The sequence below is a fragment of the Marinomonas atlantica genome, from assembly GCF_001639725.1.
In the GTDB taxonomy this organism is placed as follows: domain Bacteria; phylum Pseudomonadota; class Gammaproteobacteria; order Pseudomonadales; family Marinomonadaceae; genus Marinomonas; species Marinomonas atlantica.
In genome coordinates this window covers 292073-318410 of record NZ_LTAW01000005.1, presented here as the reverse complement: position 1 = coordinate 318410, position 26338 = coordinate 292073, and the positions used below count along the sequence as shown (strand labels likewise).

The window sequence follows — 26338 nt, the reverse complement described above, 5'->3', positions numbered from 1 at the left end:
TTAACTGTCGTTCGAACGAGGAGGACGCGGTTTGCGTTCCTTACCACCCGGCGCACCACTACGTGGTGGCTTGCGATCGTTACTTGGACGACGGCGAGCATTACCTGCAGGACGCTCAGCGCGTGGCTCGAAAGCTTTATCACCAGCATCTTCAAGTGCAGTTAGATCACAGCGTTGACCACAAACACGCGTTTTAGCCAATTTGCTAAGTGCTTGCTTGTCCATTTTCGATGGAAGATCAACCGTTGCAAAATCTTCAAAGATTTCGATGTGACCGATTAAACGGCTATCTAGATCCGCTTCATTTGCAATCGCACCTACAATGTTTCCAGGTTTTACACCATCACGATAGCCAACTTTCAGGATGAAACGCTTCATTTCAACCGATGGGTCATCTTTAAGTGGCATTGCTTCTTTAGAAACATTACGTGGCTTATTGCTACGTGGTGAGCGTTCGCCGCGATCTGGTCGATCGCCACGTTCAGAACGTTCACGAGGAGCTCTTACTTCAGCCTCTTTTAACACTAATGGCGATTTCTCTTGAGCCATGAATGCTAATGCTGCAGCAACTTTGGTTGGGTCAACTTCGTTATCTTTCTGATAGCCTTCCATCAATTCAATAAAGAAGTCTAGATCTGCATTATCAATTGTATCTGTAATACGGTCTTTAAAACGAGTGATACGCTGCTCATTGATATCAGACGCTGTCGGTAGCTGCATGCGCTCGATAGTTTGACGTGTCGCACGCTCAATTTGTTGCAACATACGGCGTTCGCGATGACCAACGAATAGAATTGCAGTACCTGAACGACCTGCGCGACCAGTACGACCAATACGGTGAACGTAAGACTCAGTATCGTAAGGAATGTCATAGTTAACAACATGGCTTACACGTTCAACGTCAAGACCACGAGCAACAACATCTGTCGCAACCAAGATGTCAATTTGACCTTTCTTGATACGATCAACAGTACGCTCACGAAGGTTTTGGCTTATATCACCATTCAACGCTTCACAAGCATGGCCACGAGCTGTTAGCTTTTCAGCCAGTTCAACGGTTGCTGCTTTGGTACGTACGAAAATGATCATGCCGTCATGTTCATTCATTTCTAGGATACGAGTTAACGCATCTAGCTTATGAAGACCACTTACTTGCCAGTATTTCTGGGTAATCGTCATAGCTGTAGACGTTTTAGTCTGAATCTTAACTTCTTTAGGATTGTTAAGATGCTGATTAGCTACTTTACGAATAACAGAAGGCATTGTTGCAGAGAACAAAGCAATTTGGCGTGTCTTAGGCGTATGCTCAAGAATCCACTCAACGTCGTCGATGAAACCCATGCGAAGCATTTCATCTGCTTCATCAAGTACTAGAGCTTGTAAGCCATCCAGTACAAGCGTCTTACGACGAATGTGATCCATTACACGGCCAGGTGTGCCGACTACAACTTGCGCGCCACGTTTAAGTTGACGTAATTGTGAGTCATACGACATACCACCGTAAATTGGTAATACGTGGAAATTTGGAATATGGCGAGCGTAACTTTGAAATGCTTCAGAAACTTGAATGGCCAACTCACGAGTTGGCGCCAAAACCAATAATTGTGGAGATTTGTTTGCTACATCAATGCGAGATAGCAATGGCAGTGCGAAAGCCGCCGTCTTACCCGTACCTGTCTGCGCTTGTCCTAGAAGGTCATGCCCTTCTAACAAAAATGGGATACTTTGCGCCTGAATGGCAGAGGGTTGTTCGTAACCTAGTTCGTTTACCGCTTTAAGAATTGGGGCGGCCAGACCCAGAGAATCAAAAGTAGGCTGAATATCAGCGTCAGACATGTAGATTGTAACCTTTAAATAGGATAAGAGACGTGCGAGTGTTCGCACCGAAAAAATCAATCGCGTATTCTAATGTAAAAACACAGATTATGCTAGCTCTTATACCTAGCCACTCAAAACATTCTAGATGTTATGTATTTTACGACTGATTAAGGATGTGCTTTTGAGTCTAGCAGAATTGCCAACCAACGCATCTTAGGATTGGTCTCAAAAGCAAACTTTAAAATGATAGTTAATGGAATGGATAATAGCATACCTACTGGGCCAAATACCCATCCCCATAACATTAATGACAAAAATACTACCAATGGTGACAAACCGACACCTTTACCCATAAATCTAGGCTCGATAAAGTTCCCCATCACTAAATTGACCAGCAAGAAACCCAACCCCGTTAGCAATGCGTCAAACGTACCCAATTGAACAAAGGCTAGGAACATCGCTGGAACCGCCGCAATAATAGAGCCAATGTTAGGTATGAAGTTTAGCAAGAAAGCACAGACACCCCAAAGAATTGGAAAATCCACACCTATTACAGATACCCAGATACCGACAAACAATCCTGTCGCGATGCTGATTAAGGTTTTAATCATTAAGTATCGATTCACCGTTGTAATAAATCGCTCCATCTTTTCCATTGATGAATCAGCATCATCTAATGCATAACTAAGCTTTTTAGGTATCTCAGCCGCTTCAAGCAAGATAAACACAACGATCATCACTACTAAGAATACATTGGTTAAAACACTGCCTAAGCTTGTTAATGTATTCGTAAATAAGTTCATCAAAGATGAAGGGTCAATATAGCTTTTTATTTGCTGGTAAGAGATATTAAATCCTAAGCCATTCAGTTGAGCAAAAATCGTCGACATCTCTTGACCAAAACGCTCACGGTAAGCTGGTAATTGTTGCGAAAAGTTATCAAGCGAGGCGGCCACTAATAATCCAATCGACCCAAGACAGGCCAATATAATCAGCACAATGATGATGATCGAGATCCAAATTGGCACATTGTAGCGTCTTAACGCGTTTTGCAGTGGTGAGCAAATAATTGCAATAAACACTGATAGCATGAAAGGAACAATAATTTGCGATGCTTCCTTTAACCCTGCAATGATCAATATAAAGGCAGCTATCGCTACTAACCATTGTGTTGTACCTCGAGAATCGCTCATTCGCCCTACTCCTTTGTGCCCCGCTAAAAGGGATAAATACCTTGGGCGTAATCCGCCAAGTCCTGCAACATGATGCGCTTACTATCCGATATTGACTCATCCATTGCCAGTTCATTTAGCCTTTTAAAATATTGATCCATAGTTAGGCTGCCCCCCCCATCTTCTTGCAATAACTTTACTCGACGATGCTCTTCCCATTCTTCACGCTGATCGCTATTGAGTTGATCAGGATAATTACGAGCAAGATAGCGTGTGAACATTTCAGGTAAACGACGATCATCAAATGTCATTTCAAGTTCACCTAAGATATCACTTGGGGTGTTTCGGATTTCCTCCATACGAGTTTTGTCATCACGTGAAAAGAATCCTCCACTGTATAGCATCAGATCAGGGTCTTTATCGATTCGCTCAAAAGTTTGCATAAACACTTGCGACAATTTGGCTGCTAACCCTGGGGCGTCGCGCAAAAGCGCTAGGTTTTTACGACATATGTCGCCATTCAAACCGAGTCGAGTAACAACTTGCTCATCTTTTAGAAACGTCGCTGGCGCCACAGCAGGACACTTGTTTAAATGAATGGTCTTCAAAGGTAAGCGCTCAGTATCACCAAGCACTTCCTTTGTGCTAAAGACGCGCTTTTGAATTTCCTCAATAGACAGGTCTATTAACGGTTGCGCATCGGCCATCAAATCATAAACGATCACGCCATTTTTATTGGTCGGGTGTGGCGCTAAAGGCACTACGAAGGCTGAAAACTTTTTTTCTTGCCCAAACATACCTGAGATGTGTAAAAACGGCTTCATACGAACGGGGTCTACAAACTGCTGTAATGAGCCTTTGTCACGCATAGAATAATAGTAATCAAATAACTTTGGTTGCTTATCTTTAATAAGCTTAGCGATCGCAATCGTACCATGCACGTCGGATAGAGCATCGTGCGCCTGTTCGTGTGCGATGCCATTTTCTTTGGTTAAGTCTTCTAACTTAAAAGAAAACGTTCCGTCTTCTTTTTTAGGCCACTTAATACCCTCTGGGCGCATGGCGTAAGCCATACGCACAAGATCAATTACATCCCATCGAGAACACGCGTTTTGCCACTCGCGAGCATAAGGATCAATGAAATTGCGATAAAAACCGTGTCGAACTACTTCATCATCAAATCGCAGTGTGTTGTAACCCAAAGAACACGTACCTGGATGTGAAAGTTCTTTTTCGATTTGAGCCATAAACTCAGCTTCTGTTAAACCCTCACGTATTGCATCTTGTGGCGTAATGCCGGTTAGCAGACACGCATCCGGATGTGGCAGTACATCATCAGCAATTTTGCAGTACAGCATAATTGGCTCGCCAATGGGATTAAAATCTAAGTCCGTGCGCAAGCCAGCAAATTGCATTGGTCTGTCTTTTGCCGGATCGACACCGGTAGTTTCAAAGTCGTACCAAAAAAATGAAGTGGTCGCGCTATTACTCACAAATTAGTCCTGTTCGGTTTTATTAAAACGGGTATTATACGCATCTAAACAAGCACTTGGCGATGAAGATATGTCTACCCCTGCTCAATGTCCTTGCGGCTCAAAAGCCCATTATGAAATGTGTTGTGGAATGTATCACAACAATCCAGGAACTGCCCCAACAGCTGAAGCTTTGATGCGTTCGCGCTACAGCGCTTTTGCATTACAAAGGTTTGATTATATTGCCGCCACTCAGAAATTGAATGAGGCCCCTGAACAATCTGCTCAAGATGTTGAGGGGAGCAATAGTGAAACGCAATGGGTTCAACTTGAAATTTTGAATACCCAAGACGGTGGAGCCAAAGATAAAACCGGAATGGTCTCTTTCTCAGCCCACTTTAAGGAAGGCCGTAATACAGGCAAGTTAAGTGAACGATCAGTGTTTGAAAAAATTGATGGAGCTTGGTTTTACATATCAGGAGAGCATGAAATACAAGGCCATACGCCGTATGTTGCGCCCGACTCTGAACGCACCGGTCGAAATGATCCCTGTATTTGCGGCTCTGGTAAAAAATTCAAAAAATGCTGCGGGTAATTAGTTTCCCGCAGCATACCATTTTTGTTTAACTGCCTTTATTTCTGCATCTTGAGCAATAAACAGCTCAACTAATCCTGGGTCAAAATGCAGCCCCGCATTTTCGCGCATATATTGATAGGTTTCTTCAATTGTCCATGCTTTCTTGTAAGGTCGCTCCATTGTCAGGGCATCAAACACATCTGCAATGGTGACGATACGAGCAGAAAGAGGTATTTCTTTACCTTTTAATCCATTTGGATAGCCACTGCCATCCCATTTTTCATGGTGACCTAAAGAAATCTCAGCCGCCAATTGAAACAATGGTGCTTGACTCTTACCTAAAATATTAGCGCCAATGATCGGGTGTTGTTTCATCAACTCCCATTCCTCATCAGTTAATTTTCGCGGAGCCTTTAAAATGGTGTCTGGTATACCAATTTTACCTGTGTCATGCATAGGTGCGGAAAGCCTAAGCGTTTCCACCTTTTCTTCAGACCAACCAACAGCACGTGCGAGCACAGCACTGTAATCCGCCATGCGCCACATATGCTCCCCCGTGACTTCATCATTGTATGTACCAGCTTCACTGATCATATTAACCGCTGATATTAACGACTCTTTCAATTGAGCCGTTTGTTTCGCTATGATGCGTCGATTTTCCTTATCTTGATTTGATAATGCTAAGTGATTGGCGACACGCGCAAGTGTGGTCAAAGGGGTGATGGGTTTTGTTATATAATCGACAGCTCCTGCTGCAAAGGCTTTTTGCTCATCTTCAATCGTAGTCATGGCAGTAATGAAAATGACAGGAATATTCTTTGTGACAGAACTCCCTTTGATCTGCTGACAGACTTCATAACCATTGATATCCGGCATCATAATATCTAACAGCACAATATCAGGCATCTGTGAATCAATAATCTTAAGCGCCATTTTACCATTTTTGGCGATCAGAACTTCATAATGATCTTTTAAGATTTCTTTTAGGATGTCGATGTTATCTACTAAATCATCTACCACCAAAACACGGCTTTTAACTGCTTCCATATGACTTCCTGGCATTTTCTTGCTATGAGGCATGCTCTACTAAAATTTTGTTTTTAATTGTTTTAGTTGGTCAATAGCCAAATCATAGTCGTAGTTGTTAATCTTGTCTTGAACATTTTTTAGGTCTTTTTGGTGTTTCAGGTCAAATTGCGCGATCAAGCAATCAAGCGTTTTGGAAACATCTGCGACCCCCATATCCAAATCATCAATTAGCTGATCAATAATCACGATTGTCTCGCTATCGCTTATAGGATTCAGCTCAGTGCCACTTTTCAATAAGCTTTGAGGTTCTTGTTGCTTTTCCATGTAGTCGGCAATCAATTTAATAAGCTCATCAGCCGCTTCTTGCACTCTAACAAGTTGTACTGTGTGCTGTTTATCGCCACTGTTTCCTCCTTGAGATAAATCCAATTCAAGCTGAGCAACTTCAGCCGCAAAACGTTCACCGCCAATATTGGCAGCGCCACCTTTAATGCTATGAAGCTCATAACTGGTTTTAGGCGTACTGGCTTTTGACTGACTAGTATAGGGTTGTAGCAGTGCAACAAAACGCTCAAGCATAAGCCGATAACGTGATTGGTCGCCACCGATGCGATACAAGCCTAATTCAGGGGCGAAGACTCGCTTTGACTCTATTGATCCCTCACTGACGAACTCCGCACTGTGACCAACCAACCATTCTTCTAATTTATTCAACAATAGCAAAGGATCTAACGGCTTAGTTAGAAAGTCGCTCATCCCAGCACTGTAAGCATATTCACGATCAGAATCTAACGCTCCAGCCGTTAGCGCAAGTATCGGAGGATGTTTATCGCCAAGTTTTTGAATGATCTGCTCTGTTGCTTGATAGCCATCCATGATGGGCATCTGTACATCCATCAACACAAGATCAAATAATTCTTTGCTTGCTGCTTCGACTGCTTCTTGTCCGTTATGCGCAACCACCACAATCACGCCAAGTTTTTCGAGTAATGCACTGGCAATCTCAGCATTGACTGGATTGTCTTCTGCAAGCAATACCCTTCGTCCCAAGAGACTGTCACATTCGTGGTATCGATCAAGTGGTTCAGCATCTTGAACGATATCCTGCGGTTGATATGAAGATAGATAACTATTTAATTTCGTTTTGGTGATTAATGATAATTTACGCCATGGATACAAAGTATCATGGGTAATAGATCGACCAAAAATAATTACCCTACCAGTAAATGAGCTTTGAAATAGCCTCTCTTGATCGGCGGTTAACTCTGAATATTTGCTATCACTGATCACAAAAAACTGGTCAGAGCGAGCATTGTGTTGTTCATCAACAATTTCATGTGAAATATGAAGGGATGAAAGTTTTTGTAACGTTAAAGTGTCATCCATAAGTACGCATAGCTCAGCTCTCAAAGATACCGTAGTGAAATCTTTTGCTGGTACTAATGGAACTTCCACATAAAATGTAGACCCCTGCCCAACTTCGCTATCGTAGTTAATGCTGCCACCCATCAGCTCAAGTAGTCGTTTAGAAATACCAAGACCTAACCCTGTACCACCATATAAACGAGTCGTACTGGTATCTGCTTGGCTGAAACCTTCAAAAATATCATTCCCAGAAGCAATACCGATGCCGGTATCAGCCACAGTGAAAATGATGGATTGGTGCTTTCGCTCTGCGAATAACGTGACTTTACCCTCATGAGTAAACTTGACTGCGTTCCCAAGAATATTGACAAGCACTTGCTTTAATCTAGTCGCATCTCCTACAAGGGCATCAGAAATATCAAAGTCTCGCGCGACAATAAACTTAAGATCTTTTTCCTCGGCTGTGTTTCGACATATTTGATATACATACTCAAGCACTTCATCCAAAGAGTATGGCGAATCTTCAAGTTGAAGCTTTCCAGCCTCGACCTTAGAGAAATCTAAAATGTCGTTAATAATCAATAATAAATTATTGGCTGAGCTCTGTATTTTAGTGACGTAATTGCGTTGCTTTGGCTGCAAATCTGAATCTAAAACAAGGTGGGACATACCTAAAATAGCGTTCATCGGAGTCCGTATTTCATGACTCATCGTTGCAAGAAAGTCTGACTTAGCACGAGTAGCCGCTTGAGCCGCCACTGCAGTTTCTTGTAATTCGTTAGCCAATTTCTTTGTCTTATTATAAGACAAAATACTAATCCGCACTTGGCGTATTAATAAACCGATAATCACTAACATTACAAATGTCAGCATACTGACTAAAACACCAAGATAACGATACAACGTTGCCATGCTATCGCGTTCGGCAACTTTATCAGCGGAACGACGCTCTAAAGCATCGAATACAACAGCTTCAGTTGTGTCTAACAATGCTTCTACATGTTCATACAAATGATGAGCATTTATGTCATTTGGATTATTGACGAACAGTTGAGGCTCAATCAAATCAAGTTGTTCACGCAAAGTGCTTCTATAGGTCTTTGCATTAGGAAGGTGGTTAAAAAGCGCCTTAAGCTGACCAGCAGAAATTATATTAAGACGACTGTATAGAATATCAAACCTCAGCTGGGCTTCATCAAGCCTTTGTGAAATTTCATCGTTATTGTCCGAAGTATCCAATAAAAGACGTATAGCATTACGAAGTTTGAGCGCTTCCCTATCCAACTGATAAGATGCCCACAAGGCATCTTCTTCAGCAGCTGAGAGTAATGCTTCTTGCCGTTCTAATAGCTGCACGTAAAGAAGCACTACGACAACTAAAAAAATAGCAGCCGTACCAACCAATGCTCCGATAAAAGTACCAAATCTATTTTTTAGAACAGACTTCATTAATGTCCCTATTTATTTGACCGTAATCATCTTGACTTGCCAGACGGACCGATTATGAATGACTTCATTATTGAGTGCAGGAGCCTCGTCAAACGGATAAAGAACAAAGATAGGTCCTTTATCTCGAACTGACATCTGTTTACCGTTCATATCCATCGCTAACATAATATTGTGATCAAATGCATCATGTACAGGCACATTAGCACTGTAATCGTTTAATGCGGTAACGGATAAAGTGTCTCCCTCAGCACCAACACTTTCGAGTACCGTTGACAAACGTGGACCCGAAAACGTATTCACACCTTCTGTCCAAGGTGTCCCAGTGTCCATTGAGTCACTTCCAAGGGCAAGCAACATCTCGCGATCGAACTGCGCACCTTGATCACTGTTCTTTTCTGTGATGTTGCCAGACACTGTTAAAATCACTTTACCAGTTGGCTTTTCAAGTGCCAACGTAGCTTGAGAAAATAGTAACGAACCCAAAGCTAATACACATAGGTTAACATTGAATAATTGCTTCATTGCCAGTCTCCATCATATAAGAAGAATCAGTAAGTAGGGCTTGAATAAAACACTTAGCCTTTAAATTCGGATCTTACTCGTACTGACTAGAAATAGTCTGCAGCAAATTACTAAACATTACGCAAACCCCACTTATGTAAACTCAGCACGCCACTTACACTTACATTTGTAAGGTGTTAAAGCACTTCCGTAAGCAAAACTATTGCAGTTAGCTATGACTAAACGTATCGTACGGATACTTGTAATAAAATAACGAAACTAACGCTTCATTGCGTGAGTTAGCATACGGAAAAATCCATGAATTCCATTACTTTAGGCCCACTCAACAGCGCCAACGGCGAGATTCAAATCCCAGGATCAAAAAGCTTATCCAATCGTATTTTGCTTTTAGCAACACTTGCCCAAGGCCCCACTAAAATCACCAACCTTTTAGACAGTGATGACATTCGTCACATGCTCAACGCTCTTAAGACAATGGGCGTTCGTTATCAACTAGAAGATGAAGGACGTACCTGTATTCTGGAAGGCTTAGGTGGCTCTATTAATGTAGACCATGCAGATCTTTTCTTAGGCAACGCCGGCACCGCCATGCGTCCCCTTACGGCTGCATTGTGTTTGGGTACAGGTGAATATCGTTTACACGGTGAGCCACGCATGCACGAGCGTCCAATTGGCGACCTTGTCGATGCCCTGCAATCGTTAGGCGTAGATGTACAATACGAAGGTACTAAGGACTACCCGCCTCTGAAGATCAAAGCAAACGGCATTGCCGGTGGCGAAGTATCTATTAAAGGCAATATTTCAAGTCAGTTCCTAACCGCTTTGTTAATGAGCGCTCCTCTTGCAAAAGGTGATTTAACCATCAAAGTTGACGGTGAGCTGGTGTCTAAACCGTACATCGATATTACCTTGCACGTTATGAAACAGTTTGGTGTCGACGTTGAAAACCAAGATTACAAAGCATTTGTCATCAAAGGTAACCAGACCTACCAAAGCCCTGGCGAAATTATGGTAGAAGGTGATGCATCATCCGCATCTTACTTCTTAGCCGCTGCGGCAATTGCCGGTGGCAAAATCAAAGTACACGGTGTTGGTAGTGACAGTGTTCAAGGGGATGTGAAATTCGCAGATGCCCTAAAAGCCATGGGCGCCAAAATCACCTATGGACCAACTTGGATCGAAGCGGAACGTGGCGAACTCAATGGCATTGATATGGACATGAACCACATTCCAGATGCAGCAATGACCATTGCTACCACTGCATTGTTCGCAAACGGCCCAACGACTATTCGTAATATCTACAACTGGCGCGTGAAAGAAACCGACCGTCTTTACGCCATGGCCACAGAGCTTAAAAAGCTGGGCGCCGATGTCATTGAAGGCGAGGACTACATTACTGTAACCCCAGTTGCACAATTACAGCATGCGGCCATTGATACTTACAATGACCATCGTATCGCTATGTGTTTCTCATTAGTTGCGTTCTCTGATACACCAGTGACAATAAATGATCCTGGCTGTACCTCTAAAACGTTCCCAACATATTTTGAATTGTTCAAAAACATCAGCGCTTAACTGATTTTTTAACAGTTTCTAAAAAACCAGTCAGTTCATTTTACTGACTGGTTTTTTAATGAGTCGAGTTAACGCAGACTTTATAGTTTATTGATTTGTTTAGATTATTTATAACTTTGTTCGGCTCATCAATGAAGGCATGCTAAAATTCTTACGTCATGTCACTCAATAGCGTTAAATATAATGCCAGCACCTTTACCTTTGATCGATAACTTAGAGCACCTTCCAAACCCCTTTACTCAGTTTCATGGGATACTTGAGCCACTAAAAGCTGATATTCCGCAACTCAAAGAAATGGATTATCAAAGGGACTTACAACTGGCGCTTTGTTTTATTTACAGCTACAACGGCTCTCAGGCGACGTTCAACTCTTATCGTCGTGAAGTAGAACGCCTACTGTTATGGTCATGGAGCACGCAGGACTCACCTGCTTTATCGTTACGCCGTGATCAGATCGAAGAATTCATTCATTTTTGTAACACTCCTCCTGAAGACTGGATCGGCACAAAGAATGTCGCGCGTTTTAAAAATAAAATGGGCGAACGTGTCCCGAATGACGAATGGCGCCCGTTTGTTGCTCACGTTTCTAAAATTGAATTTCGCAACGGGCAAATGCCTCTTTCACAGCATTACAACCTATCGCAAGCAGCTATCCGCGCCACCTTTTCTATTCTGTCTTCTTATTATGGTTTTTTAATGCAAGAAGAAGCCGTTCAACAGAACCCAGTTGCGTTGATTCGGCAGAAAAGTAAGTTTGTTAAGAAAGAAGTAACAAGACGCCAAGTGCGTAGAATTTCAAACTTACAATGGGACTATGTGATCGAAACCGCAGAATTGCTTGCTGAAGAAGATCCAGCAACCCATGAACGTACTCTATTCATCATGAATGCATTACTTGGCATGTACCTGCGAATATCGGAATTGGTCGCCGATGAACGCTCAGCACCTGTAATGGGGGACTTTATCAAAGATTCAGACGGTCATTGGTGGTTCAAGGTATTATCGAAAGGCAATAAAGAACGCCTTGTAAGCGTGTCTGATGAAATGCTTAATGCCCTAGCACGTTACCGACGCTTTCGACAACTACCTGATTTACCAACCGTTGCAGAGCAAACCGCATTAATCCCCAAGACTCGTGGACAAGGCGCCATGACCAGCTCAAGGCAAGTACGCAATATCGTGCAAAACTGCTTCGACCAAGCCTATTACCGTATGTGCGATGATGGACTAAAAAGCGATGCCGACGACCTACGTGTCGCCACTGTCCACTGGCTACGCCATACGGGCATTTCAGAAGACGTGAAAGTTCGACCTAAAGAACATGTGAGAGAAGACGCAGGCCACGCCAGCATGGCCACAACCGACCGGTATATTGATACCGAATACCGTGAACGTCATGCCAGCGGGCGTAAAAAAACGTTAAAGCCGCATTAATAAATTTTAACGCTTGTTAAGCCTATCTTTTAAATGCCATACCAGCCAAATAAAACTCCACAATAGAATGACGGATAGGCCAACATAAGCAATCGTTCGTTGTGTTGAATCTTGCAATTCAGGCGCTTTCGTCGCGAGTAAAAAAGCAGTGATAAGCGATAAAGGCCGGAGTAACCAAAGCGAAGGTACTCGACCCCTAAGCATTAAAAAACGTAACCAGTTAGGCACAGTCAACCTCAATAATTTTTTTGATCTCTATACGACATTATTTCCAGCGCTTTAGGCTGTCTTCATCGCTAGCTTTAGCTTCGACCCATTCTTCTTTTTCAGGCGTGATTTCTTTTTTCCAGAATGCAGCGCGGCTTTTTAGGTAGTCCATAATATAGTCGCAGGCTGCGAATGCTTCAGCACGATGTGCGGATGAAACGCCTACAAAAACGATTTGATCGTCGACTGATAGTTTCCCGACACGGTGCACCACTTTTACATCTAGAAGTGTCCAACGCTGTCTCGCCTGTTCAACGATTTTTGCTAAATTGTGTTCGGTCATACCCGGGTAATGCTCTAGCATGAAGCTCGATTGTGCTGGATCGTCGCTAAAATCTCGGACACGGCCAACAAACATGGCAACAGCACCGGTTTTATCGGCAACACAGAGGGACTCATAAAGAGCTTGAACATGAAAGTCGGCTTCTTGAACACTGATCACACTAACCTCCAGTAACTGGTGGAAAGAAAGCCACTTCTTTCACGGTGGAAATATCAATTAGGTCTTCGTCACGCGCAAAATCAAAGTCGATCGCGGCTTTCACTTTTTCAGTCAATAAAGAAGGTTGATTCAGCTCTGACGCCAGTTGCTCCTTTAACTGACGGACCGTTAACGGTGCATCGAAGCTTTTTTCTAATTCTTCACACTGCATGCTTTCTCGCAATGAAGCAAAAAATACAATTTTTAAACTAGCCATTATTTGCGCTCCAAGAACCGCTTTTACCGCCGTGCTTTTCTAACAAAGCCGTTTCACAAATAACAATGCCTTTGTCAACGGCCTTACACATATCATAAAGCGTTAAAGCCGCGACGCTCGCGCCAGTCAAAGCTTCCATCTCAACACCCGTTTTACCGCTTAGCGAGCACGTACACAGGATCTCGATGTGTTGATCATCGAGTACATTAATATCTACGTTTACTTTAGTTAGCATCAATGGATGACACAATGGAATTAAGTCTGGGGTCTTTTTGGCTGCTTGAATACCCGCGATACGCGCTGTCGCCAACACATCCCCTTTAGGCAAACCACCCTCAATGACTTTTTTCAATGTGCTTGGTAGCATTTTCACCACAGAGCGAGCCGTGGCCGTTCGCTTGGTAATTTGCTTATCACTTACGTCAACCATGTGTGCGTTGCCGTTCGCATCTAGATGGGTCAATGTATCGCTCATATCTCTACTACCGTAAAAAAACGCCTATAGTGGCAAATCTTCAGGACAAATCAAGCCCTGAACAGACTACGTCTTTGTACTCAGACGTTATTAAGGCATAATGCATGCAAATTGACGTAAGTTGAACCTATGAGCCTAATCGACGATTTTAATCTTCTTGAATTGCCCACCAATGCAACGGAGCAGGAAGCCAAAGCCGCCTACCGTCGTTTAGCGCGTCGCTTTCATCCTGATAAAAACCCTGGGCAGGATACAACCGAGCACTTCCAACGCATACATGATGCCTATCAGAATGTTTTATCTGCTATTAAGCGCAGTCAGGGACAAAGTTGGGAGCCATACTCGTTTACTGAACGTGCAACTCGTTCGAATAAGTCGGATTTTACACGCCATGAATTTGAGAGCGATGTAAAACAAAAGGAATACGTTAAAGAGCAACAACGCGCCTACGAGGAAATGAAACGTGGCAATGCTCAGCAAGAAAGAGCGCGTGAAGAAGCGCTAAAAGCAGCCCGTAGCACCTTGCACCAACGCAGAATGAATGCGCTCTATGAAGAAATGCGTAAAACAGACAACACGCAAACAACTGAGCAAGGCTATGCCGAATACGACGCCTCAGCAGATCCACTGCAAAGCCAACCGCATCCAAAGTCTCCGTTCACAACTCAACAAGATCCTAGCAGGCGCTTTACACCAGTCAAAAAATCCATTCGTCTTAATGCGGCTAAATCTGCTTTTGTCGCATGTACCTACATTGCTACGTTTACAATGGGTTTGTACAGTGCCGCTTTTTTTGATGAAGCACTTCAAACAGACCAAGAAGCTGGAGCAGCATATATCAGTGGCCTATATCCGCAGTTTCAATTAGGTGAACATTATACACTCCAAGACACCCGCTTATTTACCGAACCCAGTGTCGCTTCTTCTATTAAGACAGCAATACCAACCATGACCAACGTCAATGTACTGAAAGCAGAAAGTGATTGGCTGACATTGAGCTACAATGGTTCTACTGGCTGGGCAAAATCAGAAAATTTTGCATTTGGCAGCGCTGAACAAGCTGTGCAAACCGGTTGTCTCGGTCACCCAGGCATCGCCCCTAATCATGGGCAAGTGATAGGTGATGCGTCTGGTAACAGCCGTTTACGTATCTTGAACCAACTACCTACCTCTAGCTTGCTAACCTTTCAGTCATTAGATGGACAACCCCCTTTCTCTGTCTACCTACATGCCAATCAACCCTTTGCCGCCAACTTTATCCCGAAAGGTAACTACCGGTTGGTGTTAGAGACAGGTTCACTGTATCATCAGGCTTGCCAGCGTTTTCTCTTTGATGAGCAACAACGTGTCGTGTTGGATCAGGTGACTTTCGCCAGCACTGAACAATCGCTCACACTCAGAAACCTCACTTCGCCGTAATCCGATAACGTAAACGAGTTACCATTTTCATGCTCAGCAATATTCGCATTGTCCTAATCAATACATTCCATCCAGGTAATATTGGCGCTATCGCTCGCGCCATGAAGAACATGGGGCTTTCTAATTTATACTTAGTAGACCCAAATGATTACCCTTCTGAAGAAGCCACAAGCCGAGCAGCAGGCGCTGTCGATTTACTCGAAAATGCAACGGTTGTGAATACATTAGAAGAAGCCATTTCTGATTGCAGTCTTGTCATCGGAACCAGTGCTCGCCACCGCACCTTCCAGCTGCCAATTATGAATGCGCGTGAGTGCGCAGAAGCGGTGATTCCTGAAGCGAAAGATCATAACATTGCGATTTTATTTGGCCGCGAAACAATGGGGCTATTGAACGATGAAATTGCTCAGTGCCATCGCCAAGTTTATATTGACGCAAATGACGAATACCCCGTACTCAACATCTCTCAAGCTGTACAAATCGTTTCCTACGAAATTTGGATGGCACACCAAAACGAAACCATTCACGAGAAGTCAGTTCCGGAATATCCACGTAAGAAAGAAATGGACTTATTCTACGAACACCTAGAAGAAACCCTTTATGGTATTAACTTTGTCGTACGCAATCACCCAGGCAAGGTATTGGACAAGCTCAAACGCTTCTTCAACCGTTCTCGCCCAGAGAAACAAGAACTGGGGATCTTACGAGGCATGTTAGCCGCCGTGGATCGTGAAGCAGGCTTAAACGACGGAATGAGCCACGACGCCAAGAAAAAATCAGAAACACCAGATCCTGACGCCTAACTTATTTTCATAAAACACGGCTCAAGTTAAGCCGTGTTTTATTTAAATTCGTTTTGTACTGCTAGCTTAGCCTGAATGAACTCGGAATGTTGCATAAACAAAAGCTCACTGATTTTACGAATTCGTTGATCTTCATAAGCGTCTAAATTGCCGTCGGCATAGGCAACCCGCCATAAACATTTTAACAGTTCAAATTTCTGCTCTAACGTGGCTTGTTCATTAATAACTTTAGTGAATTGATAGGCATCATTTGCATCTTCGATGGTACTCTTAACCTCATCAAAAAGACGGTCTACATCGTCTCCAAGATCACTAACGGCTTTAATTGCGTCTTTTGCCGCCTGCTCTTCATCAGGGTGTATTTCATTATCAGCAATCACCACCTCAAGTAGCATAGCTGTGACTGCCTGCTGATAGCTTATCGGGTCAGCAACTTCTTTTGTTGAACTAAATAGGTTTTTTATAGCGTTAATCATAATATTCGTCTCGAAATATTTGCTGGCGAAGGGTGTCAATTAGAGCATTGGGAAACTGCCTGTAATCCAAATATGGCACCCAGAATGTTGCCCCTTTTTTGATTGCATAATGTTTCTCATCACCTAAAAACATACCGTCTAACGGAATAGCACACTCTTTTTCAAAGGTTTTACCGACAATAAAAAGGCATTGCTCAGTCATTGGAACGTCATTAAAACAAAAATACAGCCGCACACGCTGCCAAATGTATTGATCTCTAACTATACGCCAATCTTCATCAGGCTTTGCGCTCAATTTTGCAATGATTGTGAGAATTTTACGCCAGTGATTACCATTGAGCGAAATAAGATCAGCGGGACTGCTTTGAAAATAATTAGAGCAGCCATCTGGTAGCATAGGAGAGTTAGGTAACAGGAAGTTCATCGCCAGATAATAAGCTTATTATTGATAAAACGACAGACACAAATTGTCATACCAATTTCCTTATTCACAGGTACAAATACTTATTATATTAGTTTATCCTTATATTTAATTTAGTTTTCGAGGTATTTATCCAAATGGACGCTTACATTTACCCTCTCATGGGTGGTTTATTAATTGGATTTACAACCGCAGCGTATTTACTTCTTACCGGCAAAGTCGTAGGAATCAGCGGTATATTGGCGCAAGCCCTATTCAGTAAAGAGCGACTATTGCCGGTTTTATTTATCACTGGATTAATTATCGGGGGCAGTGCGTACGGTGTATTGATTGAGCCATCCGTACCTTTGCCTGAGCTGCGCAACCCAATGTTGTTGATAATATCTGGTTTATTGGTTGGATACGGCACTCGGATGGGCAGTGGTTGCACCAGCGGTCATGGTGTGTGTGGCCTATCAAGGCTTTCGCCTCGCTCTGTTGTTGCGACAGTCATTTTTATTGCAACCGCTATTTTAACTGTGTTCTTAACTAAGTAGGAGCTTGTATATGATCGCGTTAGTAACATTTGCAACAGGCCTCTTGTTTGGCTTAGGTCTCGCCGTTTCGGAAATGACTAACCCATCCGTAGTACTCGATTTTTTAGACATTTTTGGTAACTGGAATCCTTCTTTAGTGTTTGTCATGGGAGGCGCCGTTGCTATAGGCATGCTGGGATATGTCATTCGTAACCGCCATACGAAACCGTGGTTAGCAGACAAATGGTATGTGCCATCACGCCGCGATATAGATAAAAATCTGGTCATTGGCTCAGCCATGTTTGGTATAGGTTGGGGGTTAAGTGGCTACTGCCCCGGCCCAGGATTAACGGCACTTACCAATAACCCAGCTGAAGCGGTTTACTTTGTCGGAGCATTAATTGCAGGCGCTGGATTATTTCACTTTCAAAATTATCGAAAAAATAGTTAGAACACTATACAATCAGAGGCTCTTCGGGGCCTTTTTTATATCTTTAAAAAAGTACAAAAAATTCTTGACGCAGCACACATTGCATCATAAATTTCGCCTCGCGTCGTTGCTGAACATTTTCCGCACCGCTTCAACTGCTGCGCTCGTCGCTTAAGGCTAAATTAGCCGGATAAGTAACAGCCAAAAGTAGGATGGAGGGAGGTAAAGGCGTATTTCGGATTATGTTTTTTCAAGATTAGGAGCAATGCGCCATGTCAATTGACGTTCATTCTTTTTACACACCTGAGCAATTCAACCGTATCAAGGCGGTTGCAGACACCAAAGAAACACCCTTTGTTGTCATCGATACACAGATGATTGATGAGGCTTATACTGAACTTACAAAAGGCTTCCCTTCTGCCGATGTTTTTTACGCAATCAAAGCCAACCCAGCACCAGAAATTTTACGCCTACTTCGTGATCGTGGCTCCAACTTTGATGTTGCCTCACGTTATGAACTAGATAAATTGTTTGCTATTGGCGATGTATCCCCTGATCAAGTCAGCTATGGGAATACGATTAAAAAAGCAGCAGATGTTCGTTACTTTTATGAGCATGGTGTACGCATGTTTGCCACTGACTCAGAAGCAGACCTTCGCAACATTGCAAAAGCCGCGCCTGGCTCACGTGTTTACGTACGCATTTTAACAGAAGGTACGGTATCCGCGGACTGGCCTTTATCACGTAAATTTGGTTGTCGTCCTGATATGGCCATGGATCTTTTGATTCTTGCTAAAGAGCTAGGCCTTGAACCCTACGGAGTATCCTTTCACGTAGGCTCCCAACAACGTGATATCGGTGCCTGGGATGCCGCAATTGCCAGCGTTCGTTTTATCTTTGAACGACTAAAAAATGAAGATGGCATTGAATTACAAATGATTAACATGGGCGGTGGCTTCCCTGCCAATTACATCAGCCGAACAAACGACTTAGCAACCTACGCTGAAGAGATCACACGTTTTCTTGAAGAAGATTTCGGTGAAAATATGCCACGCATTGTTCTTGAGCCAGGGCGCTCTTTGATTTCTAACGCAGGCATTTTGGTCAGCGAGGTTGTATTGATTTCTCGTAAATCGCATACAGCATTAAACCGTTGGATCTTTACCGATGTTGGTAAATTCTCCGGTTTGATTGAAACATTGGACGAGTCCATCAAGTACCCTATTCATGTTGAAAAAACAGGGGAACTTGAGGAAGTCATTATCGCAGGCCCTACTTGTGACAGCGCAGACATCATGTACGAGCACTACAAGTATGGTCTTCCGTTGAACCTAGCTATTGGTGATCGCTTGTACTGGCTTTCTACAGGCGCATACACAACCACTTACAGTGCCATTGAATTCAACGGTTTCCCTCCTTTGAAGTCATACTGCATTTAAGCCGTCCTCTAGGTTATCTGAAACGTTTCTAAAGCCCCTTTGGTGTTTACCAAAGGGGCTTTAGTTTTATTATATTAGGGATTTTTATCCGCTGTTGATCATAGTAATCTAACGATTCAAACTCAAAGCAACAAGGATACATCGTGCCTTTCACTGTTTCAGGTCTTTATATTTACCCCGTTAAATCTTGCCAAGCTGTCCCACTTAAAGCATCCAAAGTCGCAAAAAGCGGCTTATTGTTTGACCGACGCTTTATGGTGATTAATAAAGAAGGTCTATTTCTAACGGCTCGAGAACACCCTCAATTATCGCTGATTAATGCCAAAGCAGAACCACACAACCTAGTATTAACACATCCACAAATGAGCACGCCTTTATCTTTAGTGGTTAAGGAGTTTCAGAATGAATATCGAGAAACCGAAATATGGGAAAAGCCTGTTTCAGCGAACATCACCCATCCTTCAGCAAATGCTTGGTTTAGCGAATTACTGAATCAACCGGTTGAACTTGTGTATTTTGGTGAGCATTCGACACGCTTTACCAGCCGCAGGCCTGATCAGCCAGTTGCCTTTGCCGACGGCTATCCGTTTCTATTGACTACACAAGCCTCATTGGATGACCTAAACAAAAGCGGCCCCCAAATAAACGAGATGGAACGCTTTCGACCCAATATTGTTATCTCCGGTAACGAAGCCTTTAACGAAGACACATGGAAACGCATACGCATTGGTGATGTCATTTTTGAAAATGTGAAACCCTGCGTAAGATGCCTTTTCATAACATTAGATCCTGATACTGCTGAACGTAGCCCAAAAGGCGAGCCACTTCGAACTTTGGCAAAATATCGTTTATTTGATAAAGAAGGCGTGACTTTTGGGGTCAATCTTGTGACAGAAAATGAGGGGAAGATCGCAGTTGGTGATGAGGTCGAAATTCTTGAATATCAAACATCATACACTTACATAGATAAGCGTTAATTCGATGTCACTTACGCAGTTTATACATTCAAGTTGAACAATTAAGTGGTTTGATTACGGTTTGATACGAAACTCTATGGAAAACTAGTGGTTAATTACTCGGCTCAAGAATAAGCTTAAGTTCAAAGGGAGGTGATTGTCATGAATACAGTCAACATTAAAAACTGCCCTTACGATCTCAGCCCAGAGACGTTAAAGACAGGATCCATATTTGGTGCACTTAGCCCCTCTGCCATTGATTTTTTAGTCAATCGAGGTGCAATGCTACACATAGAATCAAGAGAGCAACTTTTTGCTGATGGAGATAAAGGAGATAGTTTTTATATCATCATTGAAGGCACCTTAAACTATTACCTTGACAGTAATAATGCTTCTTCACTGATTCGCAAAGTGTCATTTGGACAAGCACTTGGATATGTAACGATGATCTCACTGTGTCCACGCAACGGTTATGCTGTCGCTGATACAGACACAACATTGCTTGAAATTGACTACAATGTGTTTGGAGAGTTTCACGATCGCTTTGCGTTTGATTTTGGTATTTTAATATTGAATCTTTCACGAGATATGGCTCGTAACATTCAAGTCTTGAGCCACACTTTGGCCAAGGCCGGTGTTAGCGTTGATTTAAGCAACCACTAAAAGAACTTATTTCTCTGCAGCAACAACAGAAATTTCTACTAACAGCTCAGGGCGCGCCATGCGAGCTTCAACACAAGCTCTTGCTGGTGCGTGACCATCAGGGACCCATGCATCCCAAACGGCATTCATTGCTGCGAAATCTTTCATGTCTCGCACATAGATAGTTGCTGAAAGCATGTATTCACGGTCAGAGCCGGCTTGCTCCAGCAATAAGTCTACTTTATCGAGCATAGTTTGTGTCTGTTCAGTGATGTCAGCATTTGCATCTGCTGCCACTTGACCACATAAAAACACCATGCCGTTATGCTTAACAATACGGCTCATACGCTGGCCGACTTCTAGACGCTCAATGCTTGACACTGTCTATCTCCTTTAAGTTAAAAGACCTATAATAACAGGCTGAATGCAGTTTATTTTACTGATATCAATCGTTATATTAGTCACTACAACCAAAATATCCTGACAATTAAGTCAATCAAACTGCAGTCCAAAGTCATCCTAACTCACCTTAGTATTCAAGGCCTTTTTGCGCTTTAATTCCACGTTTGAACGCATGCTTTATTTCTTTGATTTCGCTGACCGTGTCAGCTAGCTCAATCAGCTCTTCACTCGCACCGCGCCCAGTCACGACCAAGTGCTGCATCAACGGACGATTCATAAGCGCTTTCAGCACATTGTCAGCATCAAGATATTCGTAATGCAACAAATACGTCAATTCATCTAATACAACCAGATCGTAACTCTCGTCGGCTAACAAGGCTTCTGCTTTTGCCCACGTATCAACCGAACTAGCAATATCTTGTTCGCGATTCTGACTCTCCCAAGTAAAGCCCGTATCCATTATATGCCACGTTACATTCGGGTGGGCTTTGAAAAAGTCGATCTCGCCGGTGTTCCATTCACCCTTTAGAAACTGCACAACACCTACCTTCATATTGTGGCCTAACGCACGTGCCACCATCCCTAATGCCGAGCTAGATTTACCTTTACCGTTACCAGTCAATAACACAAATGTGCCCTTCTCTTCTTGGGCTTTTTCAATGCGTTTATCAACGTGTTGTTTGATTTTTTGCATGCGTTCGGCATGCTTCTCTGGATCATGAATTGCTTTAGCCATAGCCCTACATCCTCTTAGCTTGTTGCTTGATACTTTCCATCCATAAATTTAATATATTATTTACGGTAAATTTCTTTTCATCCCAAACCCTTGCCGCGAATGGGCCCGATAAACTGTATCTCATTATTAAGCGTACCGTTGAAGATCGCTCCTCAACAAACGTGAATGACCAACATTCTTGATGCGCAAAGAACAGACATCGAAACGCACTCTCGAAAGCAAGTAATTTACCCGGAGTCGACTCAACCACTTCCGCAACTAATGAAGAAGGCCCTCGCAATGACTGAAGCGTTAAATGCAACTTGGAGCCTGTATGAAAACCCAAGCTCGCTTCAAACTTCTGCAACGCACGGTTCCATTGATATTGAGTAGGAGACGTTAAAAGATCCCAAGCCATAAGGCTTGGGATCGGTAGCAAGACATCTGCTTGCAGAGAGAAAGGGGAATTAGATGCGGTCATCCTCTGGATCATATCCTAAGTTAGGTGCCAACCAACGCTCAGCATCGTCTTTGCTCATACCTTTGCGTTCTGCGTAGCTATCCACTTGGTCTGGACCAATTTTACCTACACCGAAGTAATTGCTTTCTTCGTTACCAAAGTACCAGCCACTTACCGCGGCCGTCGGCAACATTGCATAACTTTCAGTTAGATTGATACCAGTCTTAGCCTCCACATCTAGCAGCTGCCATAATTTGTCTTTCTCAGTATGATCAGGACAAGCTGGGTAGCCCGGTGCAGGTCGAATCCCTTTATAGCGCTCTTTAATCAGCTCTTCGTTTGTTAAAGACTCATCCGATGCGTAACCCCAGAGCTCTTTACGTACTTTAAGGTGAAGGTACTCAGCCGTTGCTTCTGCTAGTCGGTCAGCAACCGCTTTAATCATAATCGAATTGTAATCATCATGATCGGCCTCAAAACGGGCAACAATCGGGTCAATCCCAAAACCTGCCGCACATGCGAACGCACCAATGTAATCTTTACCCTTCTCTTTTGGTGCTACGAAATCAGACAAACATTGGTTGTATTTGCCAGCGGCTGTCAGCTCATTCTGATTGCGTAAAAAGTTCAGACGCATCACTTCACTTTCACGACTTTCATCGGAATAAATAGCAACATCGTCATCATTAACCTGATTCGCCGGAAACAAGCCAACAATTGCTTTGGCGTCCAACCAACCTTCATTAATAACCGTAGCCAACATTTCTTTAGCGTCTTGGAACAAGCGCGTTGCTTCTTCACCAACAACGTTATCCGTTAGGATTCTAGGGTAAGCCCCCGCCAATTCCCAAGTTTGGAAAAAAGGCGTCCAATCAATGTAGTTCTGCACTTCATTAAAATCGATGTCAGCCGCTTCGAAAACCGTGACACCTAATTTGTTTGGCGTTTTGATGCTTGAGAAATCAATGGGCGTTTTATTTAAACGCGCTTTATCAAGCGATACGCGACGCCCTGCTTTGGCACGGTCCTTATAACGTATACGTGTTTTTTCATAATCATCTTGAACTTCGGCAATAAACTTTGCACGACGCTCTTCATCTTTAGTTACCAAAGCACTCGCAACGCTAACACTGCGCGACGCATTGGTCACATGGACAACCTGGTTGTTTTTATAGTTTTGCTCGATCTTAACAGCGGTATGGGCTTTAGACGTTGTCGCGCCACCGATCATCACAGGGATATGGAAATCTTGGCGTTGCATTTCTTTAGCAACGTGCACCATTTCGTCCAAAGAAGGCGTGATCAAACCAGACAAACCAATAATGTCTGCATTTTCTTCTTTCGCAGTACGCAAAATCTTTTCAGAAGACACCATGACCCCTAGGTCAATCACCTCAAAGTTATTACATTGAAGTACCACGCCTACGATATTTTTACCGATATCGTGCACGTCCCCTTTTACGGTGGCCATAATAACTTTACCAGCACTGGATGACGCCGTTGACTTGTTACGCAGTTTTTCTTCTTCGATAAACGGCATCAAGTAAGCTACCGCTTTCTTCATAACACGTGCGGATTTGACCACCTGAGGCAAGAACATCTTACCGGAACCAAATAGATCCCCTACCACGCTCATGCCATCCATCAATGGCCCTTCAATCACTTGTAGCGGTCGATCAAACAGTTGTCTAGCTTCTTCGGTATCATCATCAATGAATTCCGTGATGCCTTTTACTAAAGCGTGAGTCAGACGCTCACCAACTGGTAAACCTCGCCACTCTTGCGTTTCTTTTTCAACCGCTTCGCCCGTGCCCACAAACTCACCCGCAATGGCCAACAAGTTATCCGTTGCATCCGGCGTACGGTTCAATACAGCATCTTCTACGGCGTCACGCAGACGCACAGGAATGTCTTCATAAACGGCTAACTGACCAGCGTTAACAATACCCATTGTCATGCCATTTTTAATGGCGTGATACAAGAATACGGCATGAATAGCCTCACGAACTGGGTTGTTACCACGGAACGAGAAAGACACGTTCGATACACCACCCGACACCTTGGCATATGGCAATTCGCGTTTAATATCCGCTGTCGCCTCGATAAAATCCAATGCGTAGCGGTTATGCTCTTCAATACCAGTCGCGATAGCAAAGATATTTGGGTCAAAAATAATGTCTTCTGGCGGAAAACCAACTTGATTCACTAAGATATCGTATGAACGACGACAAATTTCGATTTTACGCTCACGTGTGTCAGCTTGACCTACTTCATCAAATGCCATCACGATGACCGCGGCGCCGTACTTCATCAGCAGTTTGGCTTGCTCAATGAACTTCTCTTCGCCTTCTTTCATACTGATCGAGTTCACAACACCCTTACCTTGGATGTTTTTCAAACCCGTCTCTAAAATTTCCCACTTAGAGGAATCCAGCATGATCGGCACACGAGAGATGTCTGGCTCAGAAGCAATCAACTTCAAGAAGCGCTCCATGGCCGCCTCTGAGTCCAACATACCTTCGTCCATGTTGATGTCGATAATCTGAGCACCGTTTTCAACTTGCTGGCGAGCGACATCTAGCGCTGTATCAAAATCGCCCTCTTTAATAAGACGCTTAAACATCGCTGAGCCGGTTACGTTGGTACGCTCACCTACGTTCACAAACAAGCTTTGATCACTTATATTAAATGGCTCAAGACCAGCAAGGCGACATTCTTTGGGTATTTCTGGTACGACACGAGGCGCTGCGTTCAGAAATGCATCAGCAAACGCTTTAATGTGAGCAGGCTCGGTACCACAACAGCCACCAATGATATTCAGGAAGCCGGAATCCGCCCAAGACTGAATTTCTTCCAGCATTTCTTCTGGTGATTCATCGTATTCACCGAAGGCATTTGGTAAACCCGCATTTGGGTGAGCTGAGACGTAGGTATCCGCGATATTGGATAACTCTTCCACATATTGGCGAAGATCTTTAGGCCCCAAGGCACAGTTAAGACCCACGGATATAGGCCGAGCGTGAGATATAGAGTTCCAGAAGGCTTCGGTTGTTTGCCCCGACAGCGTGCGCCCTGATGCATCGGTAATGGTACCGGAAATCATAATCGGGTAACGCATATTGTGATCTTCAAAGTATTGCAGCGCAGCGAAGATCGCAGCTTTCGCATTCAACGTATCGAAAATGGTTTCGATCAATAATAAATCGGCACCACCTTTGATTAAACCATCAATCGAAGTGGTATAGGCATTCACCAGCTCATCAAACGTAACGTTACGATAGCCAGGATCATTGACATCTGGCGAGATGGTGCAAGTACGGCTGGTAGGTCCAACCGCACCCGCTACAAAACGGGGTTTGTTTGGGTTTTGTGCGGTGAATTCATCCGCTGCTTCACGAGCTAACTTCGCAGCCTCAAAATTAATTTCATAGCTGAGTGATTCCATATGGTAATCAAGCATTGAAATGGAGTTAGCGTTGAACGTATTGGTCTCAATAATATCTGAGCCCGCTTCAAGGTATGCTGAATGAATCGCCTTGATGACTTGAGGCTGAGTTAATGACAGTAAGTCATTGTTGCCTTTTAATTCACTATGCCAATCGCTAAAGCGCTCGCCACGATAATCCTGCTCTTCAAATTTATAACTCTGGATCATGGTACCCATACCACCATCCAGAATTAGGATATTATCTTTTAAACGACTTTCGATAACGCCATACGAATCTGACTTAACCACTGCCACTACCTCTAAAATTTATGCGAACCTACTATAACAAACCCGCACCCTCAGTAGTTGAATTTTAGTAA

General features: G+C 43.4%; 25 protein-coding genes. 10 read left to right on the top strand and 15 right to left on the bottom strand.

The features are described 5' to 3' along the window. The 3 genes from AYW75_RS11175 to sbcB all read right to left on the bottom strand — a co-directional run bounded on the left by AYW75_RS11175 (window position 1) and on the right by sbcB (window position 4483). Window positions 1-1836 (bottom strand): DEAD/DEAH box helicase, encoded by a 1836-nt coding sequence (locus tag AYW75_RS11175; protein WP_067099426.1) that lies wholly within the window; start codon window positions 1834-1836, stop codon window positions 1-3. A 149-nt stretch (window positions 1837-1985) separates the two neighbouring features. Beyond that, window positions 1986-3011, bottom strand: coding sequence for an AI-2E family transporter (locus AYW75_RS11170; protein WP_082856491.1), 1026 nt, complete (start codon window positions 3009-3011; stop codon window positions 1986-1988). Between the two features lie 23 nt (window positions 3012-3034). Then, a complete protein-coding gene (gene sbcB / locus AYW75_RS11165; RefSeq protein WP_067099425.1) occupies window positions 3035-4483 on the bottom strand; it encodes an exodeoxyribonuclease I in 1449 nt (482 codons plus the stop codon). 70 nt (window positions 4484-4553) lie between these two features. On the opposite strand from sbcB, the gene AYW75_RS11160 reads away from it, so the two are divergent. Next, complete coding sequence (locus AYW75_RS11160) at window positions 4554-5057, top strand: YchJ family protein (protein WP_067099422.1); 504 nt, start codon at window positions 4554-4556, stop codon at window positions 5055-5057. Here AYW75_RS11160 and AYW75_RS11155 read toward each other — a convergent pair whose 3' ends face one another. The 3 genes from AYW75_RS11155 to AYW75_RS11145 are packed head-to-tail and all read right to left on the bottom strand — an operon-like array spanning window position 5058 to window position 9404. Next, window positions 5058-6086 (bottom strand): HD domain-containing phosphohydrolase, encoded by a 1029-nt coding sequence (locus tag AYW75_RS11155; protein WP_231886193.1) that lies wholly within the window; start codon window positions 6084-6086, stop codon window positions 5058-5060. Between the two features lie 39 nt (window positions 6087-6125). Beyond that, window positions 6126-8882 (bottom strand): hybrid sensor histidine kinase/response regulator, encoded by a 2757-nt coding sequence (locus AYW75_RS11150; RefSeq protein WP_067099419.1) that lies wholly within the window; start codon window positions 8880-8882, stop codon window positions 6126-6128. A gap of 12 nt (window positions 8883-8894) precedes the next feature. Then, the gene (locus AYW75_RS11145; protein WP_067099418.1) at window positions 8895-9404 is read right to left on the bottom strand and encodes a molybdopterin-dependent oxidoreductase; all 510 of its coding nucleotides are present in this window, start codon (window positions 9402-9404) and stop codon (window positions 8895-8897) included. A gap of 297 nt (window positions 9405-9701) precedes the next feature. On the opposite strand from AYW75_RS11145, the gene aroA reads away from it, so the two are divergent. Together aroA and AYW75_RS11135 are read left to right on the top strand one after the other, a co-directional pair. Next, the gene (gene aroA, locus AYW75_RS11140) at window positions 9702-10979 is read left to right on the top strand and encodes a 3-phosphoshikimate 1-carboxyvinyltransferase (RefSeq protein ID WP_067099416.1); all 1278 of its coding nucleotides are present in this window, start codon (window positions 9702-9704) and stop codon (window positions 10977-10979) included. Between the two features lie 183 nt (window positions 10980-11162). After that, a complete protein-coding gene (locus AYW75_RS11135; RefSeq protein ID WP_067099415.1) occupies window positions 11163-12413 on the top strand; it encodes a tyrosine-type recombinase/integrase in 1251 nt (416 codons plus the stop codon). A gap of 265 nt (window positions 12414-12678) precedes the next feature. Here AYW75_RS11135 and moaE read toward each other — a convergent pair whose 3' ends face one another. From moaE to moaC, 3 genes are read right to left on the bottom strand one after another with little or no spacing between them, the layout of a single operon-like run. Then, a complete protein-coding gene (gene moaE / locus AYW75_RS11130) occupies window positions 12679-13122 on the bottom strand; it encodes a molybdopterin synthase catalytic subunit MoaE (RefSeq protein WP_067099413.1) in 444 nt (147 codons plus the stop codon). 1 nt (window position 13123) lies between these two features. Then, window positions 13124-13378 (bottom strand): MoaD/ThiS family protein, encoded by a 255-nt coding sequence (locus AYW75_RS11125; RefSeq protein ID WP_067099412.1) that lies wholly within the window; start codon window positions 13376-13378, stop codon window positions 13124-13126. Further along, entirely contained in the window at window positions 13371-13853 is a 483-nt protein-coding gene (moaC, locus tag AYW75_RS11120) for a cyclic pyranopterin monophosphate synthase MoaC (RefSeq protein WP_067099410.1), read from the bottom strand. Before moaC ends, AYW75_RS11125 begins: the two co-directional genes overlap by 8 nt. A 129-nt stretch (window positions 13854-13982) precedes the next feature. Between moaC and AYW75_RS11115 the strand changes: the two genes are divergently transcribed. Both AYW75_RS11115 and trmJ read left to right on the top strand, forming a co-directional pair. Further along, window positions 13983-15272, top strand: coding sequence for a J domain-containing protein (locus AYW75_RS11115; protein ID WP_067099409.1), 1290 nt, complete (start codon window positions 13983-13985; stop codon window positions 15270-15272). Between the two features lie 29 nt (window positions 15273-15301). Then, entirely contained in the window at window positions 15302-16075 is a 774-nt protein-coding gene (trmJ, locus tag AYW75_RS11110) for a tRNA (cytosine(32)/uridine(32)-2'-O)-methyltransferase TrmJ (RefSeq protein ID WP_067099407.1), read from the top strand. Window positions 16076-16113: 38 nt separating this feature from the next. Here trmJ and AYW75_RS11105 read toward each other — a convergent pair whose 3' ends face one another. Both AYW75_RS11105 and AYW75_RS11100 read right to left on the bottom strand, forming a co-directional pair. Next, complete coding sequence (locus tag AYW75_RS11105) at window positions 16114-16551, bottom strand: tellurite resistance TerB family protein (RefSeq protein ID WP_067099406.1); 438 nt, start codon at window positions 16549-16551, stop codon at window positions 16114-16116. Beyond that, a complete protein-coding gene (locus AYW75_RS11100; RefSeq protein ID WP_067099405.1) occupies window positions 16544-16975 on the bottom strand; it encodes a DUF6942 family protein in 432 nt (143 codons plus the stop codon). The genes AYW75_RS11105 and AYW75_RS11100 overlap by 8 nt, the downstream gene beginning before the upstream one ends. A gap of 134 nt (window positions 16976-17109) precedes the next feature. Here AYW75_RS11100 and AYW75_RS11095 point away from each other — a divergent pair, with 134 nt between their 5' ends. The 5 genes from AYW75_RS11095 to AYW75_RS11075 all read left to right on the top strand — a co-directional run bounded on the left by AYW75_RS11095 (window position 17110) and on the right by AYW75_RS11075 (window position 20975). Continuing rightward, complete coding sequence (locus AYW75_RS11095) at window positions 17110-17508, top strand: YeeE/YedE family protein (protein WP_067099403.1); 399 nt, start codon at window positions 17110-17112, stop codon at window positions 17506-17508. A gap of 10 nt (window positions 17509-17518) precedes the next feature. Further along, a complete protein-coding gene (locus tag AYW75_RS11090) occupies window positions 17519-17938 on the top strand; it encodes a DUF6691 family protein (protein ID WP_067099402.1) in 420 nt (139 codons plus the stop codon). Window positions 17939-18189: 251 nt separating this feature from the next. Then, window positions 18190-19356 carry a type III PLP-dependent enzyme gene (locus tag AYW75_RS11085; RefSeq protein ID WP_067099400.1) on the top strand — a complete coding sequence of 389 codons (1167 nt, stop codon included), beginning with the start codon at window positions 18190-18192 and terminating at the stop codon, window positions 19354-19356. A 143-nt stretch (window positions 19357-19499) separates the two neighbouring features. After that, window positions 19500-20333 (top strand): MOSC domain-containing protein, encoded by an 834-nt coding sequence (locus tag AYW75_RS11080; RefSeq protein ID WP_067099399.1) that lies wholly within the window; start codon window positions 19500-19502, stop codon window positions 20331-20333. A gap of 141 nt (window positions 20334-20474) precedes the next feature. Next, window positions 20475-20975: a Crp/Fnr family transcriptional regulator gene (locus tag AYW75_RS11075; RefSeq protein WP_067099397.1), complete on the top strand. Its 501-nt coding sequence runs from the start codon at window positions 20475-20477 to the stop codon at window positions 20973-20975. Window positions 20976-20981: 6 nt separating this feature from the next. On the opposite strand, the gene AYW75_RS11070 is transcribed toward AYW75_RS11075, so the two are convergent. The 4 genes from AYW75_RS11070 to metH all read right to left on the bottom strand — a co-directional run bounded on the left by AYW75_RS11070 (window position 20982) and on the right by metH (window position 26267). Beyond that, window positions 20982-21335 carry a RidA family protein gene (locus AYW75_RS11070; RefSeq protein ID WP_067099396.1) on the bottom strand — a complete coding sequence of 118 codons (354 nt, stop codon included), beginning with the start codon at window positions 21333-21335 and terminating at the stop codon, window positions 20982-20984. A gap of 148 nt (window positions 21336-21483) precedes the next feature. Continuing rightward, window positions 21484-22092 (bottom strand): cob(I)yrinic acid a,c-diamide adenosyltransferase, encoded by a 609-nt coding sequence (cobO, locus tag AYW75_RS11065; protein ID WP_067099394.1) that lies wholly within the window; start codon window positions 22090-22092, stop codon window positions 21484-21486. Between the two features lie 4 nt (window positions 22093-22096). Beyond that, window positions 22097-22552: an SRPBCC family protein gene (locus AYW75_RS11060; protein WP_067099392.1), complete on the bottom strand. Its 456-nt coding sequence runs from the start codon at window positions 22550-22552 to the stop codon at window positions 22097-22099. Then, entirely contained in the window at window positions 22539-26267 is a 3729-nt protein-coding gene (gene metH, locus AYW75_RS11055; protein ID WP_067099391.1) for a methionine synthase, read from the bottom strand. Before metH ends, AYW75_RS11060 begins: the two co-directional genes overlap by 14 nt. Window positions 26268-26338: the final 71 nt, after the last annotated feature.

What these genes read in the sequence shown, in the direction of transcription:
- cobO (WP_067099394.1), bottom strand. Translation starts at nt 22,092, where the DNA reads ATGGCTAAAGCAATTCATGATCCAGAGAAGCATGCCGAACGCATGCAA.
- AYW75_RS11060 (WP_067099392.1), bottom strand. Translation starts at nt 22,552, where the DNA reads ATGACCGCATCTAATTCCCCTTTCTCTCTGCAAGCAGATGTCTTGCTA.
- AYW75_RS11155 (WP_231886193.1), bottom strand. Translation starts at nt 6,086, where the DNA reads ATGGAAGCAGTTAAAAGCCGTGTTTTGGTGGTAGATGATTTAGTAGAT.
- AYW75_RS11085 (WP_067099400.1), top strand. Translation starts at nt 18,190, where the DNA reads ATGTCAATTGACGTTCATTCTTTTTACACACCTGAGCAATTCAACCGT.
- AYW75_RS11170 (WP_082856491.1), bottom strand. Translation starts at nt 3,011, where the DNA reads ATGAGCGATTCTCGAGGTACAACACAATGGTTAGTAGCGATAGCTGCC.
- AYW75_RS11125 (WP_067099412.1), bottom strand. Translation starts at nt 13,378, where the DNA reads ATGGCTAGTTTAAAAATTGTATTTTTTGCTTCATTGCGAGAAAGCATG.
- AYW75_RS11075 (WP_067099397.1), top strand. Translation starts at nt 20,475, where the DNA reads ATGAATACAGTCAACATTAAAAACTGCCCTTACGATCTCAGCCCAGAG.
- AYW75_RS11160 (WP_067099422.1), top strand. Translation starts at nt 4,554, where the DNA reads ATGTCTACCCCTGCTCAATGTCCTTGCGGCTCAAAAGCCCATTATGAA.
- AYW75_RS11105 (WP_067099406.1), bottom strand. Translation starts at nt 16,551, where the DNA reads ATGATTAACGCTATAAAAAACCTATTTAGTTCAACAAAAGAAGTTGCT.
- AYW75_RS11095 (WP_067099403.1), top strand. Translation starts at nt 17,110, where the DNA reads ATGGACGCTTACATTTACCCTCTCATGGGTGGTTTATTAATTGGATTT.
- AYW75_RS11115 (WP_067099409.1), top strand. Translation starts at nt 13,983, where the DNA reads ATGAGCCTAATCGACGATTTTAATCTTCTTGAATTGCCCACCAATGCA.
- moaC (WP_067099410.1), bottom strand. Translation starts at nt 13,853, where the DNA reads ATGAGCGATACATTGACCCATCTAGATGCGAACGGCAACGCACACATG.
- AYW75_RS11090 (WP_067099402.1), top strand. Translation starts at nt 17,519, where the DNA reads ATGATCGCGTTAGTAACATTTGCAACAGGCCTCTTGTTTGGCTTAGGT.
- AYW75_RS11175 (WP_067099426.1), bottom strand. Translation starts at nt 1,836, where the DNA reads ATGTCTGACGCTGATATTCAGCCTACTTTTGATTCTCTGGGTCTGGCC.
- trmJ (WP_067099407.1), top strand. Translation starts at nt 15,302, where the DNA reads ATGCTCAGCAATATTCGCATTGTCCTAATCAATACATTCCATCCAGGT.
- aroA (WP_067099416.1), top strand. Translation starts at nt 9,702, where the DNA reads ATGAATTCCATTACTTTAGGCCCACTCAACAGCGCCAACGGCGAGATT.
- AYW75_RS11150 (WP_067099419.1), bottom strand. Translation starts at nt 8,882, where the DNA reads ATGAAGTCTGTTCTAAAAAATAGATTTGGTACTTTTATCGGAGCATTG.
- AYW75_RS11135 (WP_067099415.1), top strand. Translation starts at nt 11,163, where the DNA reads ATGCCAGCACCTTTACCTTTGATCGATAACTTAGAGCACCTTCCAAAC.
- AYW75_RS11100 (WP_067099405.1), bottom strand. Translation starts at nt 16,975, where the DNA reads ATGAACTTCCTGTTACCTAACTCTCCTATGCTACCAGATGGCTGCTCT.
- AYW75_RS11145 (WP_067099418.1), bottom strand. Translation starts at nt 9,404, where the DNA reads ATGAAGCAATTATTCAATGTTAACCTATGTGTATTAGCTTTGGGTTCG.